Raw genomic sequence first — 14,877 nt, forward strand, 5'->3', positions numbered from 1 at the left:
GTAACCTCCTTTAGAAAGTTTATCTTGAAGGTAAATTATTTGTCAAATGCCTTTTGCGAATACCGGGGAGTAAAGATATCTCGTGCTATAATCAGAAATTGTCGAAAGTGAAAAGCCGTTTTTACCGTTATCTGGAGTGAGATATGGCCTGGGAGGAACGTGTCTATCTGGATTATGCTGCCACCACCCCGGTAGCCGAGCGAGTGATCAAGGTCATGCTACCTTTCTTTGAAAGTGCGTTCGGCAATCCATCGTCAGTGCATTTTGAGGGTCAGCAGGCCGAAGCTGCTCTGGAGGAAGCACGTGAGCGTGTTGCGCGGGCATTGGGTGCACAACCGCGCGAGATCTTTTTTACTTCGGGGGGCACAGAGAGCGATAACTTGGCCTTGCGCGGGATTGCTCTGGCGGAGCATCAACGCCGGGGTGCTTATCGCATTCTAATTACGCCTGTTGAGCATCACGCGGTTTCCACAACCGCTCGCCAGTTGCAGGATGTGTTTGGTTTCATCGTGGATTATATACCGGTGGATTCTTATGGTCGTGTGGATCCAGATGACTTGCACGACTTGATTGACTCAAGCACGGCTCTGGTTTCAATTATTCACGCTAACAACGAGATTGGCACCCTCAATCCAATTGCTGAGATCGCAGCCATATGTGAGGAGAAGGGGGTACCCCTTCACACGGATGCCGTTCAATCGGTGGCGCATTTACGATTGGACCTGGCGACCCTAGGAGTTTCGGCGCTCTCGATCGGTGCCCACAAGTTCTATGGCCCCAAGGGGGTTGGGGCGCTTTATGTACGTCAGGGAACTCCCATTCTCCCTGTCCAAACCGGAGGGGCTCAGGAGCGCGGTTTGCGTGCCGGAACGGAAAATGTCCCGTTGATTGTTGGTATGGCCGAAGCTCTTGAAATGAATCTAGAAACGCTTGACCAAGAAACACAGCGCCTTAGAGCGCTACGGGATCGGTTGATTGAGGGGGTGTTGGATGCCATTCCGCGTGCACGCCTTACCGGGCATCCTTTAGAACGCCTGCCCAACCATGCTTCATTTGCTTTTGAGCATGTTGAGGCCAATACGTTGCTGATGTACCTGGACCATGCGGGCTTTGCGTGCTCCTCGGGATCGGCCTGCAAAACAGGTAACCCGGAACCTTCTGAGGTTCTGCAGGCCATTGGTTTCACTCCTCAGTGGGCGATGGGGGGGTTACGGGTCACTATGGGACGGGGTACCACCCAGGCTCATGTTGAGCGGTTTTTGAGCATACTACCGGCTGTGGTAGAGAAGTGCCGGGTCGCCAGTAGGGTACGCTGACCAGCATGGAGCCAGAGCGGACACGCAAGGTTGTAGTGGCGATGAGCGGGGGGGTTGACTCCTCGGTTGCCGCTGCATTGCTAGCCAAAGAAGGATATGATGTAACTGGTATGATGCTTCGCTTGTGGAGCGAAGCGGGTAAGGAGGATCTTAACCGTTGCTGTACCCCAGATGCGATGATGCTGGCCCGGCGCGTGGCGGCGAAACTAGGGATCCCTTTTTACGTCATTGATGTAAAAGAGAAATTTCGTGAATGGGTGGTGGAGGCTTTTATCCAGGGCTATCTTGCTGGAATGACTCCCAATCCCTGTCTGGTTTGCAACCGCCAGATTCGGTGGGGCTTGCTGTTGCAGCAAGCTCTCTCATTAGGAGCGGAGTGGCTGGCGACCGGGCATTACGCCCGAATCGCCCGTGATGAGCAAGGGCGTTTTTTGCTCTTGCGCGCCTTGGATGCCGCCAAAGACCAATCCTACGTGCTAAGTGTGCTGGGCCAGCAGGACTTGCGTCATACTCTGCTACCCATTGGTAACTATACTAAGCCCCAAGTGCGTGAATTGGCACGTAAGTTTGGATTGCCAGTGGCGGAGCGGTCGGAGAGCCAAGATCTGTGTTTTCTGGCCGGTGAGGATTACCGGGATTTTCTGGTACGGCATGCGCCTGAGGCTATGCGCCCTGGGCAGATTGTCAATCGGCGGGGCGAGGTCTTGGGCGAGCACCAGGGGTTGGCGTTTTACACGATCGGGCAACGGAAGGGGTTGGGGGTGGCATCTTCGCGACCTTTATACGTGGTTGATAAGGATTTTCGGCAAAATCTCTTGATTGTAGGCCCCTTGGAGGAACTGGGGAAGACAACACTCCACGCAGCGCCGGTAAATTGGGTGCTGGGTGAACCTCCGGCAGAGCGCTTCCGTGCCGAGGTGAAAATCCGTTACACCGCGACTCCGCTTTCCGCAACGGTCATTGTGGAGACTCCCCAGCAAGTGCGGGTTGAGTTCGACCAACCGGTTCGGGATATTACTCCTGGTCAACGCGCAGTTTTTTACCAAGGGGATGTGGTTGTGGGTGGGGGTACCATTGTTTCGGCATCAAATGGGTGAGGATTCGGCTATGACCATTCCAAGCATCTTGCTGGGCCTTTGCACGGCCACATTGCTGGGGGCACTTTTTCACCTGTGGCGGGGCGGTGGCTGGGTGAAACTGGTGACTTACTTGACAGCGGCCAATCTGGGTTTTTGGGGTGGTCACTGGATCGCTAGTTTACTGGACTGGACAGCGGCGCGAATTGGGCCAATTAACCTGGGTGGTGCGTTGATGGGCAGCGGTCTATTTCTCGGTCTTGCTTATTGGCTGGCTCAGGTGGAACCCCCTCGAGGAGAAAAGTAGGCGTGAGTTGGAATCTGCGTTCAACCTCTGTGCAAGATGGTGATCTGGTTTATTTAGTCAGTTCGCGGCGTAAAACTTTTATCTTGCGCTTGGAACGGGGTGGAGAATTCCATAGCCATCGCGGGATCATCAAGCACGACGACATTATTGGAAAACCGTGGGGAACTCGCATTGCCAGTCACATGGGGGAGACTTTTTTGATACTGCAACCCTCCTTGGCTGATCTCATCCGCGAATTACCGCGAACAACTCAGATTCTGTATCCGAAAGATATTGGCTTGATTCTGGTAAATATGAGCATTGGCGAGGGACAGCATGTGCTTGAGGCTGGTACCGGATCGGGTTCTCTAACCTGTGCGTTTGCCTTTGCCGTGGGGTCTCACGGACGTGTGACCAGTTATGACGTGCGTTCGGATGTGCAAAACCTGGCTTTGAAGAATTTGCAACGCCTAGGGCTGGCTGAGCGGGTAACTCTCAAACTGCGGGATATCGCCGCCGGATTCGATGAACGCGAGGTGGATGCTGTATTTCTGGATGTGCCTAATCCGCAAGATTATGTGGCGCAGGCCCGCCAAGCGCTTAAACCGGGGGGATTCTTTGGCAGTATTTTGCCGACCACTAACCAAGTGACGCGATTGGTGGCGGCGTTAAGGGCGCAGGCGTTTGCTTTGATTGAGGTGTGCGAGGTATTGTTACGCTACTATAAACCGGAGCCAGAACGTTTACGGCCCGTAGACCGCATGGTGGCTCACACTGGCTTTCTGATTTTTGCCCGCGCGGTTCAGGCGGCGATGGAGGCGTTGCCTGGAGAAGACCTTGCGGAAACGGAAATGGCATTAGAGGACAATGACGGAGAGATTACCTTGTGATCCCGCCGATCCGGCGAAACATCTCACAATTGAGATTATCCGGCAACGACTCGCCGAATTTCAGGCTGTTTGGTCGGTCTCAGATCCTCTCGCTTCTGTCTGCAAAGCTACCTTACGTCCAGCGGCAGTTTTGGTGCCGCTGGTTTGGGAGGCCGGGGAATGGCATTTGCTTTTCACCCGCCGCAGTTCCCATGTCCAGAATCACAGAGGGCAAGTGGCTTTTCCGGGCGGGGCAATTGAAGCGGAGGATCCTTCGGTGGAAAGTGCTGCTTTGCGGGAGACCTGGGAGGAGATTGGGGTTGAGGCGGCGCGGATCATGCTATTAGGGCGGCTACCGGCGCTGGTGTCGGTGACGCATTATCTCATCTACCCAGTGGTGGGTAAGATGGACTGGCCGGTATCCCTACGATTGTCCAAGGAAGAGGTTGAGCGAGTTTTTACCATTCCACTGGCGTGGTTGGCACAGCCAGCTCACCTGCAGCGAGAGATCTTGCCTGCGGGGGATGGTACTCGCCGCGAGGTGCTTTTCTACACCCCCTATCAGGGAGAGCGTGTTTGGGGTGTTTCAGCATATATTGTCTATTTGTTGTTACAGGCCCTGAAGCTTGTGGTGTAAGGACGATAGTACATATTGGCTACATAAAGTGAAACTGGATGCCATCTCATTAGGCATCCAGTTTTCGCACAATGCTAAGGCTGATGAGGAGATTATTCCTCTTCGGGTTCCTCGGCTTTCTTGCCGCGTTCTATCACTTCGGGCTCTGCTAAACTCACTTCTTCTCCTTCGGTTACTTCTTCCTCAGCGCCGCCCGTGATCACAGCCACTACCTCGTTCGGATCTTCCAAGCATTCCACATTGGGGGGGAAGGTTAGATCGCGGACGTAAATGGCATCGCCAATATGGGCTAGGCCGGAAATATCCACTACGATTTTTTCGGGCAGGTCTTGAGGCAAGCTAGAGACCTCCACTTCCTCTAGATTGGTGATCAGTACACCGTTGAAGTCGCGCACAGCAGGGGCTTCGCCCACAAATTCGAGCGAAATCTCAGCGCGGATTTTCTCGGTCATGGAGACGACCTGAAAATCCACATGTAACAACGTGCCCTTGATGAAATCACGTTGCTTTTCGCGGATCAGGGCAGCGTGTTGGGCGCCATCCAATTCGATCGTCACTAGGGATGAGGGTTTGAGCCCAGCAAGTACTTTGGTGGCTTCGTGAAGATCAAGAGCAATGGGGGTAGGGGCAAAATGATGCCCATACAAAATTGCGGGCAGCTGGCCTGCGCGGCGTAAAGCGCCCACCTTTTTTCCGGTCACATTCCGGCGGGTGGCTTTTAGTACAACTTTTTCCATTTTTTCCATCCTTCGAGCGCCTCTCACCTCGTCAAATCGAGGTTACCTTCGCTCTTTTTGAGGTATGATTGACGCCAGTTGAACTGGCTGCAGGGTGTGATTTTAAGCATCTCTGGCTGCTTCGTCAAGGTTATGGGTTTTTCCGCTTCTGGCGCGGGAGGTAAGGCATGATAAAAAAGCAATTTGGGCGAGCAATTCTTAGGTGTGTACTAGGAATAGGCCTGGGGCTTGGCCTGGTGGCCTGCCGGCCTGTCAAGGATACATGGCCTTCCCTGCCATCACCAACGGATCAGGATGTTGTTGTCCCGACGTTGCCACTCTCAACGCCGATCCCAACGCCAACGGCTGAGGTGACGGAAACCTCTGCACCAACTTCCACAACTCTCAACACAAACGAAAGTGGATTGACCCGATACCGTCTGAGGCTGCAATTAAATCCTGAAACCCATACTGCCGAGGTGAGGGCCACGATCAATTGGTTCAACGATACCGGAAAAACCCAAACCGATCTCCCCTTGATCATTGAACCGGCTCGTTATCCAAATGTGTTTACACTGCTCGAGGTGTTCCAGAACGATCAGCTGGTAACTCTAATTCCAGAGACAGCGAACATGTGGCGATTGCAGGGGATGGCACCAGTGACAGCGGGGAGCACGAGCGAGTTCACAATCACTTTCCGGCTAGACCTACCGGAAATTCCTCCGCCTTCCGACACGACCAAGCCCCAGATTTTTGGTTTTACCCGCCGGCAGGTGAATCTGGTGGATTGGTATCCTTTTATTCCCCCTTTTCGAGATGGAAAATGGCTGGTCCATCCACCAGGGTACTTCGGTGAGCATTTGGTTTACCCACTGGCCGATTTCGAGGTCACCTTGCGTCTTGAGGGGACCAACCGTGAATGGCAGGTTGCTGCCAGTGCCCCGGCCGAGCGTGCCCTAGATGGCAGTTTCCATTTTGACTATCCGCGTGCCCGTAATTTTGTACTTTCTCTAAGCCCTGATTATCGCCTGCAAGAGCAAACGATCAATGGAGTGCAGGTGCGGGGGTTTGTCTTCGCTGAAAGTGAGCAGGCGGGTCAGGCGGCTTTAGATGCCACCACCCGGGCCCTGGATTTATATTCCCGTTGGTTTTTGCCTTACTCACGTGCCCAACTCAGTCTGGTGGAAGCCGATTTCTTGGATGGGATGGAATACGATGGACTTTATTTTCTTAGCAAAGGTTTCTACAACCTATATGATGGAACGCCTCAAGGATACTTGACGATGATTGCTGCACACGAAACAGCCCATCAATGGTGGTATGTGCGGGTAGCGAATGATCAGGCCATGCACCCGTGGCTGGATGAGGCTCTATGTACTTACAGTGAGCGTCTTTTCTATGAGACGTACTACCCTGAACTGGTTTCATGGTGGTGGTTCTATCGGGTCAACTATTACCAGCCAGCAGGGTGGATAGATAAAAGTATTTATGATTATGCGGGTTACCAGTCCTATCGGAACGCTGTCTACTTACGCGGAGCGCAATTTTTTGAAGATGTGCGCCGGACGATGGGGGATAAAGCGTTTCTAACTGCGCTGGGGGATTATGTGCAACGTTATGACGGAAAAATTGCCAACTCCCATGACCTACTGGATGTCCTAGTGGCGCATTCTCCAAACGATCTTGAACCCGTCTTCCGCCAGTATCTGAGCGACTATCTTTCTCGGTGATTAGACTGCCTCGCGTACAGGTATTTCAAAGGATTTCAATGCCATCTCGGCAATGGTTTGACCGATACTGATTGAGGCGGTAGCCGCGGGTGATGGAGCGTTGAGGACATGGATCATATTTGGGGTTTCTAAAATGGCAAAATCATCTAAGAGCGCTCCGTTGCGGCTCAACGCTTGTGCACGCACACCGGCCCCACCACGTTCAACGTCTTCTTCGCGCAGGTCGGGGAGGAGACGCTGAAGGGCGCGCACAAATGCGCGCTTGGAAAGGGAACGGTAGAATTCGCCCAGGCCGGTTTTCCAGTATTTCAAGCCCATACGCCAAAAACCAGGAAAAATTAAGTATTCACCGATATCGCGCAGTGAGATGTCTGTCATACGGTAACCTTCGCGTTTGAAAGCGAGCACGGCATTGGGGCCAGCTTCAACGCCACCAGTGACGCGGCGCGTGAAGTGGACTCCTAGAAAAGGAAAGCGCGGGTCAGGGACGGGGTAAATCAGGTTCTTAACTAGGTATTGGCGTTCCGGTACGATATCATAATACTCGCCCCGGAAGGGAATAATGTGTAGGTCAGGCCTCAAGCCACACATCCGGGCCACGCGGTCGGAATGAAGCCCGGCGCAATTAATGAGATAGCGGGTTTCATAAGCACCTGCCGTAGTTTCTAGGATTAAAGCCTTTTCCCTTTGTTGAAATCCGGTTAGACGAGCACGGGTTTGAACGACTGCCCCCTGGGCTTGGGCTAGTTCGGCGTATTTTTGGGTGACTCGAACATAATCTACGATACCCGTGTAAGGAACGTAAATTGCGGCTAGCCCCGTAGTGTAGGGCTCGTACTCTTTAATCTCTTCAGGACCGAGTTTGCGAATTTCGGTAAGACCATTTTCCAAGCCACGCTGATAAAGTGCCTCCAGACGGGGAAGTTCATCAGGAAGGGTGGCCACAATGATCTTCCCACAACGCTCGTGGGGAATAGCGTGCTGCTCACAGAATCGGTACAATGCCTCTCGTCCCTGAATGCAATTACGCGCTTTCAGCGAGCCGGGTTTATAGTAAATGCCAGAATGGATAACTCCACTGTTGTTGCCGGTCTGATGTGCGGCTAAACGATCTTCGGCTTCGAGAACGATCAACGAAGCGCGGCTGTGCTGGGTAAGGGCCATGGCTGTGGCCATGCCTACGATTCCGCCGCCAATAATTGCGATATCATAACGTGTGGTCATGGATGTGATAATCCTCCTTATCTACGCAGGAATTTAATAGGCAAGATAATTCGGTCATTTGGGTGCAAAATGGGCAAGATGATTATAGCGCGTTTTGTGGATCAACGTTGGCCAATTCGATAATTGCCTTTTGCAATTCGGATTCTCTTATTGCAGGGTGTGGTAAACTTATAAAAGTGAGGGTGATGACCTATGACGGATGATCAAAAAGTCAAGCGAATCGTATATATTGAGGACGACCAGGAGATGATCGAATTAGTCACATTAATCCTGAGCCGTCGCGGTTATGAGGTTATCGGCGCTCAGGGGGGGCGTAATGGTTTGGAGGTTGCCCTCGCACAAACCCCGGATTTGATTTTACTAGACCTGATGATGCCCGACGTTGATGGTTGGGAAGTTTTTCAGCAGTTAAAAAATCATGCTCAAACGCGCAATATCCCGGTGATTGTGATCACCGCTAAAGCCCAGCCAATAGATCGGGTTTTGGGGTTGCACATCGCCAAAGTAGATGACTATATTGCAAAGCCCTTCCACCCACAGGAACTGGTAAACAGTATAGAAAATGTGCTGAATAATGTCTCAAATCAATTATCGGTGTAGGTGGTGCCAGAAGGTTGTGCTTATCCCCTATGCGACTGGCTCTTATTCAAAATCTTACCCGACCGCTTGAAAATCTTGTTCGTGTCCGTCTGTGTACGAGTTATTGGGAACGATTGCGCGGATTGATGTTTCAATCTCGCCTTGCGCCTTTTGAGGGCATCCTGCTTATTGAGCCCGATGAAGGGCGCTTGCAAACAGCGATTCACATGCTTTTTATGCAGTTTGACATCGCGGTCATTTGGATCAACCGTGCTAAACGGGTAGTGGATGTGCGCCATGCGTATCCTTGGGCGTTGATTTATTTGCCCCAGCAACCGGCTTTGTATATTTTAGAAACTCATCCTAGTCATCTTGCGCACTTCAGAGTGGACGATGATATCGAGATTACGCTTCTTTAGCCTTGTGCTTGTTCTGGTGAGCCTATTATATCCTTGGGGGAGCAAAGACGCGGTTCAGGCGCAAAGTGAGGATTTGCCGGTATACATTGTTCAACCCAAGGACACGATCAATTCTATTGCGCGTCGTTTCGGGGTTTCGCCTCAAGATCTCATTCAAGTCAATCAGCTTGCCAACCCAGATCTTATTAGCGTGGGTATGGCACTCAAAATCCCCGGTTTTGAAGGGGTTCGTGGGACGCTGACCACGCTCTCGGTGCCTCTTGGCGCTTCTCTTGCTACCTTGAGCCGCCAGTATCAAATCAGTGAAGAGCAACTTATTCGTCTCAATCGCTTGACCAGCCCATCGCAATTATTTGTGGGCTCCACTTTGATCCTGCCGGTGCAGCAGGATGCAACTCGCTCTCAGTCTCTGCGTCTGGTAAGCCTTCAGGCTAGGCAATCCCCCCTTGAATTGGCTGTGGCTTCGGGGATGACCTTATGGGAACTACTCCTGCAGAATGGAGTGGAAACCAGCACCCAACTTTTGCCCTCGGATCCATTGGCGATTGCAGTGGATCGATCTGCTACAGAAGAGGTCTCTGCGTTTCCGGGGGCGCCCGAATTTGTCCGGGGCCTTGAGCTCTATCCGCTACCGCTCACACAGGGAAAGACGGTGGTGGTCAAGGTAAAGGTGAATCAGCCAGTCAGCCTGAGCGGTTCTATTGGAGATTGGTCACTGCACTTCAACACCCTGGGTACCGACACCTACATCGCGTTACAGGGTATTCATGCCATGGCGCAGCCGGGATTGATTGATTTCTCACTCTCTATGGTGGCTCAGGATGGAGAAACTTTTGCGCTTAGTCAGCCTATCCTTTTACAACCGGGCAATTATCCCCAGGATCCGCCTTTGTTTGTCGATCCCCAGACCCTGGATAAATCCATTACCGAGCCCGAAGATCAACTTGTACGTACGGTAACAAGTGCAAACACACCGGTAAAATACTGGCAGGGGGTGTTCCGCAAACCTGTAGATGAGCCCAGTTGCATCAAATCCTGGTTTGGTAACCGTCGCTCGTACAATGACAGCGGTTATACTTATTTCCATACGGGGGTGGATTATGGGGTGTGTGCGAATTTGAATGTTTACGCTCCAGCAGCGGGGGTTGTCGTATACACCGGTCCGTTGACGGTTCGGGGAAATGCTACCATTATTGATCACGGGTGGGGGGTTTATAGTGGATTTTGGCATCAGAGCAAGATCCTTGTTAATGTCGGTGATCGCGTCGAAGCCGGGCAATTGATCGGCGAGATCGGAGGAACCGGGCGCGTTACCGGTCCGCATCTGCATTGGGAAGTGTGGGTAAACGGCGTCCAGGTAGAACCCCTGGATTGGCTGGAGCAGGAATATCCATAGGCCAGGAGGTTTTGCGCCGTAGCGCGATGGACGCAGGAAAATGGGGGCTGTGTTTTATAGCGCGCCCCGGTTAAGCCGAACCATATCTAAAATAAGGCTGAGGTTACATAAGGGTGGGGTTTTGATAGACACAGGATGCTTGTTGGGTTCGCTCTCGAACCACAAAGGGCGATTTCTTTCCTTTTGATGTATAATTTTTGTGCTTTTTAGTGCAATCCAATGTGTCAATCCATAAGGAACGGATGGAAATATGGCCTCATTAGGATTATCCTTGGATCCCAATTACTGGACAAACCTAACCATCACCGAGGAGGATCTGCAGTTTTTATATAACCACCTTCTTGAGACTGAAACTCCTCAAACCGCTGCCGAACTGGCAGAAGTATTGATCCGGGAACGGATTCGGCGGGAAGTCGAGCGCCTAAAGCAGGAGCAAGCGGCAGGAGGGGAAATTTATCAGCCTAAACATCGCTACCAACCCGGCCAAACTTTGCGCTTCCCGGCGCTGGGGATGCTTCAGGGGGTGGTGGTGAACGTGCGCCCGGGGCTTAACCCAGATTACCCCCCTTTTGAAGTCATTGAAGTTGAATTTGACCCCGCTACTCGTAAGGAGTTTGCTGCTGGACTGTTAGACCATCCTCTAAATGCCCCGATTTCAGTAAACGCTCAGGATCCCCTCCTGGACCCCAAGTATGTAATCAAGCATTACGGGCGCGAAATTGCTGCCAAACTCAGCGCGATTTTTGAGACCACCCCCGATTTGGTGCGGATCGCTGGTGCGTATTTCCCACGAGCGCTATTGGTAGACGTCTCGATTGGATATTTGAATCTAGCTGAGGCTGTTCTGGAAATGGCCGGAGGCGGACCGCTGCCTACCCGCGCCATTTTAGAGCAAATTGAATTGCCCTCAGATGTGAATCCTAAGCTTACCGAGTTCTCCTTGAACTTAGCCCTTCAAGAAGATGGACGCTTTGATGAAGTAGGCCCAGCCGGTCAGATTTTGTGGTTTTTAAAGCGTCTAGAGCCTCAGGCAGTTCAGACACCACCCGTATTTCTAAAATACAGCCCTCCGGATCAGGTCAGTGAGCCTCCGCTGCCTATTTTGCGGAATCTCAATCGGCTCGTGTACGATGAGTTGGAGAATCAAGAGGTTCCTCGCGAGGAAGTTGGTGAGGTTACATTAAGCCTAATCTTTCCACACTGGCGTGCCGGCACCTTGCCTTTGGCAGGGCCAATTGCCAATCTTTTCCCGACGGCTTATGAGTCGCCACGGGTGCGCTTTAATTTTGTGGATGAAGAGGATGGAACTGTTTACCCGGGTTGGGTGGTTCGTTCCCATCGTTATATTTATGGATTGCAAGAGTGGTATACTCGCCAGGATGTCATCCCAGGGAGTCTGATCACGGTTCGCCAGGGTGAAAAACCCGGTGAGGTATTCATCCGCTCGCGCAAGAAACGCCCGACGAAAGAGTGGTTGCGCACTGTGCTTATTGGCTCCGATGGGGGGATCGTCTTTACTATGCTCAAACACACCGTTGGAGTTGAATATGATGAGCGCATGATCATTATTATTCCGGATCCAGAACGTTTGGATCAGGTATGGGAGCAAGTGCAACGTCAGCGCACGCCGCTTGAGCGAGTAATACGCAATCTGGCGAGGGAATTGGCCAAATTGAACCCTCAGGGGCATGTTCATGCGCAAGAACTGTATGCGGCAGTTAATTTGGTTAAGCGCTGCCCACCTAGTACCTTGCTTGCCGTATTGGCCGGCTTACCCGATGTTACCCATTTGGGCGACCTTTATTTCCGCCTGAGCGAGGAGGAGGTCAGCCATGAGTAATCCCCAGCCTTTCAGCATGATTCGTCCCACAACCAAAACGCCTTTCCACATTGACTTTGAGTGGTGGCAGCATCATGATTCCAATTGGCGGGTCTACCTGTTCGATTTCCTGTGCCCAGAGCACCAAAAAGCCTTTGAGAGCAAGGCCGAGATTTGGATTGATTACGTTGACCCGCAGACCGCCGAGGTGCATCGGGTGGACGGCTTGCAACATACCCTGATGAGCCATTGCGCCAGGCAACCAGATTTCCTTCTACGTGAGACCTCTTTGATCAATAAGATTTTCAAGTTGTTATTGGCTAACGGCAATCGTCCGATGACACCTGAGGAAATGGCACCCGCGGTTGGGCGTCCGGCTGAGGTGATTCTGCGTACCCTTTCTGGCCCGCAGGTTTATCACGGCATTCGCCCTTGCAGAGGCTAGAATTTGCATCCCGGGATGCAGTTAGGCAAGGAATATGAATATGGGGTTAATTGGTGTGGGGTATACAGGTCGGAGTGCCAGTTTAGAAATGGCTTTCATTTGATGGGTCGAGAGGCTGTTCGGCCTGGCGCGGTGTGCGTGAGTAAGTTGTGTGACGTAGACGCCTCTTTTCCTAAAATGGCCAATGGGTAGCATTGGCTCGGCTCCAAATGGGAGTGGTGAGAGGAAGATTCTAGGGTTTCGACAAGAGAAGCGCTTATGTCATTGAAGGTATTTCTGGTATGCACTCAGCGATGCCCTGTCTTGTCATAATTGGGGGTTTTGAATATACTCAAAGGCGTGGCTCTGGATTCAGGAGGTAGCGGTTATGGCGAAGCAGAGAATTTTGCTGGTGGATGATCATGAAGTGGTACGTTTAGGTTTGCGGGCACTATTGGAGCATCATCCTCAATTTGAAGTGGTGGGCGAAGCTGGGACTGCCAAAGAAGCCTTGGAACAAGTTGCACTACATCACCCGGATGTGGTGTTGATGGACATCCGGTTGCCTGGAACCTCAGGGATTGAGGCCTGCGAGGAAATCACCCAGAAGTATCCTGAGACCAAAGTCATAATGCTGACCTCCTATGCGGAAGATGAGATGCTCTTTTCGGCGATTCGGGCGGGGGCTTCGGGGTATGTGCTTAAGCAGGTTGGCCGTGAGGATTTGATTCGAGCCATTGAGGCAGTAGGGCGTGGCGAAGCCTTACTCGATCCCGCAGTAACCCAGCGCGTTTTTCAAGAAGTGCGCCGTGTAGTTCGTGAGGAAGAAGCCTCTGCCTTTGCCAACCTCAGTCAGCAGGAGAAGCATGTGTTGTTATTAGTCTCGGAAGGCAAGACCAACCGTGAGATTGCCAAGGCGCTCTACTTGGGGGAAGGGACGGTGCGCAATTATGTCAGCAGCATTCTTTCAAAACTAGGGGTCAGCAACCGTGCTGAGGCGGCGGCTTATGCGGTTGAACACAACTTGCGGGATTATCTTTAAGAATCAGGGCTTGATCCCCTGAGTTAGAATAGAGAGGTGGGCGGAGAATAATCCGCTCACTGTGCTTCCTTTTAGCCTGAGGTAAACAGGGTATCCCAGGTCTCCTGCATCCAAAGGGCATCGGTCTCAAGGTTAGGGCTCTCGCACAAAATGCGACCAGCACAATCACGATCGTGGAGGGCGGTAAAGAGGGCTTCAACATTGAAATCGGACTCCCGGATGGGGAGATGATTTCGTTCTCCTTTGGCAGAATACTCAATACCCGAGAGATGAATATGTAGGCGCTTCAAAGAGTCTTCCCCCAAGGCGCTGGCATAGGCGTCCAATACGCGTGTCCATTCATTGTAACTATTCATGGAGCCATCTCCAGCCCTAGCATGAAGGTGCGCAAAGTCTAGGCAGGGCTGTACCTGTGGCACCTCGCGGCTCATTAGGAGCACATCTTCCAGGGAACCAATCATTGCGGACTTTCCCATGGTCTCTGGACGGAGCGTTACCTTAATACCCTTGGCCTGAAGTTCTTCCACACATCCCTGCAGGCGGGAAACCACTTTACCCATTACCTGGGCAGTCCTTTCACCAAAGTAAGACCCGGGATGGAAAACAATATCGGTAGCCCCTGCCAGAAATCCGTAATAGGCTGCATCCATCAATCGTTGGCGAGATTTGGGCCACTCGTCATCAGAGGCATTTAGATTGATAAAATAAGGGGCGTGGACGCTCAGAACAATTTCGGTTTCCTTGGCTGCCATCGCAATTTGAGCGCACGTCTCTGGGGTCACTCGTACGGCCTGTACCCAACCCAATTCCAGGGCTGAAAGCCCTAGAGAAGCGATCTGGTATACGGCTCCTACTGACCCGCCTGGCTTTTTGGGAGTGGAAAGGGGGGAGCCTACAGTACCAAAACGAAAGGGGCGCATCTTTTGAAGCCTTTCTAGCCTAATGATAAGTGCAGTTTACCGGGGGACAATGATTTTTTGAAAAAGTGGAGGCCCTAGAATCAAAAAGCCAATGATTGCTGCGGTTATGGCTGCAACTAGGACGGCAGCAGCAGCAGTATCTTTGGCAATCCTGGCCAGAGGATGGGTATCTGGGTTGACGAGGTCAATGAAGGCTTCTAAAGCCGTGTTGAAAGCTTCGCTCAACCAAACCAGTCCAATAGCAAAAATCAAAAGAGCCCAGCGGGTCAGGTCAAGGCGCAGCCAGAGACCGAGAGCAATGACCAGGAAGGTTACTAAAGCGTGAATCCAGGCGTTTTTCTGGGTGCGCAACACGTACCCCAAGCCACTAAAGGCGTGTCGAAATGCTGGTAGACGCGAACGAAGAAAACTTATCATCTGTCTA

The 14,877-nt window shown here is 52.0% G+C and carries 16 protein-coding genes; 12 read left to right on the plus strand and 4 right to left on the minus strand.

Annotated elements, in window-relative coordinates; genetic code table 11:
* The first annotated feature begins 143 nt into the window (after window positions 1–143).
* From Q0721_RS09365 to Q0721_RS09385, 5 genes are read left to right on the plus strand one after another with little or no spacing between them, the layout of a single operon-like run.
* Window positions 144–1,316, plus strand: coding sequence for a cysteine desulfurase family protein (locus Q0721_RS09365; RefSeq protein ID WP_299028769.1), 1,173 nt, complete (start codon window positions 144–146; stop codon window positions 1,314–1,316).
* Window positions 1,317–1,321: 5 nt separating this feature from the next.
* Window positions 1,322–2,413 (plus strand): tRNA 2-thiouridine(34) synthase MnmA, encoded by a 1,092-nt coding sequence (gene mnmA, locus Q0721_RS09370; protein ID WP_299028772.1) that lies wholly within the window; start codon window positions 1,322–1,324, stop codon window positions 2,411–2,413.
* Window positions 2,414–2,423: 10 nt separating this feature from the next.
* On the plus strand, window positions 2,424–2,699 hold the full coding sequence (locus Q0721_RS09375) for a hypothetical protein (protein WP_299028775.1): 276 nt from the start codon (window positions 2,424–2,426) through the stop codon (window positions 2,697–2,699).
* Between the two features lie 2 nt (window positions 2,700–2,701).
* Complete coding sequence (locus tag Q0721_RS09380) at window positions 2,702–3,568, plus strand: tRNA (adenine-N1)-methyltransferase (protein ID WP_299028778.1); 867 nt, start codon at window positions 2,702–2,704, stop codon at window positions 3,566–3,568.
* Entirely contained in the window at window positions 3,546–4,184 is a 639-nt protein-coding gene (locus tag Q0721_RS09385; protein WP_299028780.1) for a CoA pyrophosphatase, read from the plus strand. The genes Q0721_RS09380 and Q0721_RS09385 overlap by 23 nt, the downstream gene beginning before the upstream one ends.
* Before the next feature lie 92 nt (window positions 4,185–4,276).
* Here Q0721_RS09385 and Q0721_RS09390 read toward each other — a convergent pair whose 3' ends face one another.
* Entirely contained in the window at window positions 4,277–4,921 is a 645-nt protein-coding gene (locus Q0721_RS09390; RefSeq protein ID WP_299028783.1) for a 50S ribosomal protein L25, read from the minus strand.
* Between the two features lie 167 nt (window positions 4,922–5,088).
* Here Q0721_RS09390 and Q0721_RS09395 point away from each other — a divergent pair, with 167 nt between their 5' ends.
* Entirely contained in the window at window positions 5,089–6,630 is a 1,542-nt protein-coding gene (locus tag Q0721_RS09395; RefSeq protein WP_299028786.1) for a M1 family metallopeptidase, read from the plus strand.
* Here the strand turns inward: Q0721_RS09395 and lhgO are convergent, their stop codons facing one another.
* Window positions 6,631–7,854: an L-2-hydroxyglutarate oxidase gene (gene lhgO / locus Q0721_RS09400; protein WP_299028789.1), complete on the minus strand. Its 1,224-nt coding sequence runs from the start codon at window positions 7,852–7,854 to the stop codon at window positions 6,631–6,633.
* A 192-nt stretch (window positions 7,855–8,046) separates the two neighbouring features.
* On the opposite strand from lhgO, the gene Q0721_RS09405 reads away from it, so the two are divergent.
* The 6 genes from Q0721_RS09405 (at window position 8,047) to Q0721_RS09430 (ending at window position 13,533) form a co-directional block, all read left to right on the plus strand.
* Window positions 8,047–8,454, plus strand: a complete 408-nt coding sequence (locus tag Q0721_RS09405) for a response regulator (protein WP_299028791.1) — start codon at window positions 8,047–8,049, stop codon at window positions 8,452–8,454.
* Window positions 8,455–8,483: 29 nt separating this feature from the next.
* Window positions 8,484–8,852, plus strand: coding sequence for a DUF192 domain-containing protein (locus Q0721_RS09410; RefSeq protein WP_299028793.1), 369 nt, complete (start codon window positions 8,484–8,486; stop codon window positions 8,850–8,852).
* On the plus strand, window positions 8,827–10,248 hold the full coding sequence (locus Q0721_RS09415; RefSeq protein ID WP_299028796.1) for a peptidoglycan DD-metalloendopeptidase family protein: 1,422 nt from the start codon (window positions 8,827–8,829) through the stop codon (window positions 10,246–10,248). The genes Q0721_RS09410 and Q0721_RS09415 overlap by 26 nt, the downstream gene beginning before the upstream one ends.
* A gap of 250 nt (window positions 10,249–10,498) precedes the next feature.
* Window positions 10,499–12,088, plus strand: coding sequence for a hypothetical protein (locus Q0721_RS09420; RefSeq protein WP_299028798.1), 1,590 nt, complete (start codon window positions 10,499–10,501; stop codon window positions 12,086–12,088).
* Complete coding sequence (locus tag Q0721_RS09425; RefSeq protein ID WP_299028801.1) at window positions 12,081–12,512, plus strand: hypothetical protein; 432 nt, start codon at window positions 12,081–12,083, stop codon at window positions 12,510–12,512. The genes Q0721_RS09420 and Q0721_RS09425 overlap by 8 nt, the downstream gene beginning before the upstream one ends.
* A gap of 367 nt (window positions 12,513–12,879) precedes the next feature.
* Complete coding sequence (locus Q0721_RS09430; RefSeq protein ID WP_299028804.1) at window positions 12,880–13,533, plus strand: response regulator transcription factor; 654 nt, start codon at window positions 12,880–12,882, stop codon at window positions 13,531–13,533.
* Window positions 13,534–13,604: 71 nt separating this feature from the next.
* Here the strand turns inward: Q0721_RS09430 and Q0721_RS09435 are convergent, their stop codons facing one another.
* Together Q0721_RS09435 and Q0721_RS09440 are read right to left on the minus strand one after the other, a co-directional pair.
* Window positions 13,605–14,453: a TIM barrel protein gene (locus Q0721_RS09435; RefSeq protein ID WP_299028807.1), complete on the minus strand. Its 849-nt coding sequence runs from the start codon at window positions 14,451–14,453 to the stop codon at window positions 13,605–13,607.
* Window positions 14,454–14,489: 36 nt separating this feature from the next.
* On the minus strand, window positions 14,490–14,870 hold the full coding sequence (locus Q0721_RS09440; protein WP_299028810.1) for a diacylglycerol kinase family protein: 381 nt from the start codon (window positions 14,868–14,870) through the stop codon (window positions 14,490–14,492).
* Between the last annotated feature and the right edge of the window lie 7 nt (window positions 14,871–14,877).

The sequence above is a fragment of the uncultured Thermanaerothrix sp. genome, assembly GCF_938028735.1.
Classification (GTDB): Bacteria; Chloroflexota; Anaerolineae; order Anaerolineales; family Anaerolineaceae; genus Thermanaerothrix.

Excerpts from the sequence above, each read along its gene's own strand:
- Q0721_RS09365 (WP_299028769.1), top strand. The coding sequence starts at position 144 with ATGGCCTGGGAGGAACGTGTCTATCTGGATTATGCTGCCACCACCCCG.
- mnmA (WP_299028772.1), top strand. The coding sequence starts at position 1,322 with ATGGAGCCAGAGCGGACACGCAAGGTTGTAGTGGCGATGAGCGGGGGG.
- Q0721_RS09375 (WP_299028775.1), top strand. The coding sequence starts at position 2,424 with ATGACCATTCCAAGCATCTTGCTGGGCCTTTGCACGGCCACATTGCTG.
- Q0721_RS09385 (WP_299028780.1), top strand. The coding sequence starts at position 3,546 with ATGACGGAGAGATTACCTTGTGATCCCGCCGATCCGGCGAAACATCTC.
- Q0721_RS09390 (WP_299028783.1), bottom strand. The coding sequence starts at position 4,921 with ATGGAAAAAGTTGTACTAAAAGCCACCCGCCGGAATGTGACCGGAAAA.
- Q0721_RS09395 (WP_299028786.1), top strand. The coding sequence starts at position 5,089 with ATGATAAAAAAGCAATTTGGGCGAGCAATTCTTAGGTGTGTACTAGGA.
- lhgO (WP_299028789.1), bottom strand. The coding sequence starts at position 7,854 with ATGACCACACGTTATGATATCGCAATTATTGGCGGCGGAATCGTAGGC.
- Q0721_RS09405 (WP_299028791.1), top strand. The coding sequence starts at position 8,047 with ATGACGGATGATCAAAAAGTCAAGCGAATCGTATATATTGAGGACGAC.
- Q0721_RS09410 (WP_299028793.1), top strand. The coding sequence starts at position 8,484 with ATGCGACTGGCTCTTATTCAAAATCTTACCCGACCGCTTGAAAATCTT.
- Q0721_RS09415 (WP_299028796.1), top strand. The coding sequence starts at position 8,827 with ATGATATCGAGATTACGCTTCTTTAGCCTTGTGCTTGTTCTGGTGAGC.
- Q0721_RS09420 (WP_299028798.1), top strand. The coding sequence starts at position 10,499 with ATGGCCTCATTAGGATTATCCTTGGATCCCAATTACTGGACAAACCTA.
- Q0721_RS09425 (WP_299028801.1), top strand. The coding sequence starts at position 12,081 with ATGAGTAATCCCCAGCCTTTCAGCATGATTCGTCCCACAACCAAAACG.
- Q0721_RS09430 (WP_299028804.1), top strand. The coding sequence starts at position 12,880 with ATGGCGAAGCAGAGAATTTTGCTGGTGGATGATCATGAAGTGGTACGT.
- Q0721_RS09435 (WP_299028807.1), bottom strand. The coding sequence starts at position 14,453 with ATGCGCCCCTTTCGTTTTGGTACTGTAGGCTCCCCCCTTTCCACTCCC.
- Q0721_RS09440 (WP_299028810.1), bottom strand. The coding sequence starts at position 14,870 with ATGATAAGTTTTCTTCGTTCGCGTCTACCAGCATTTCGACACGCCTTT.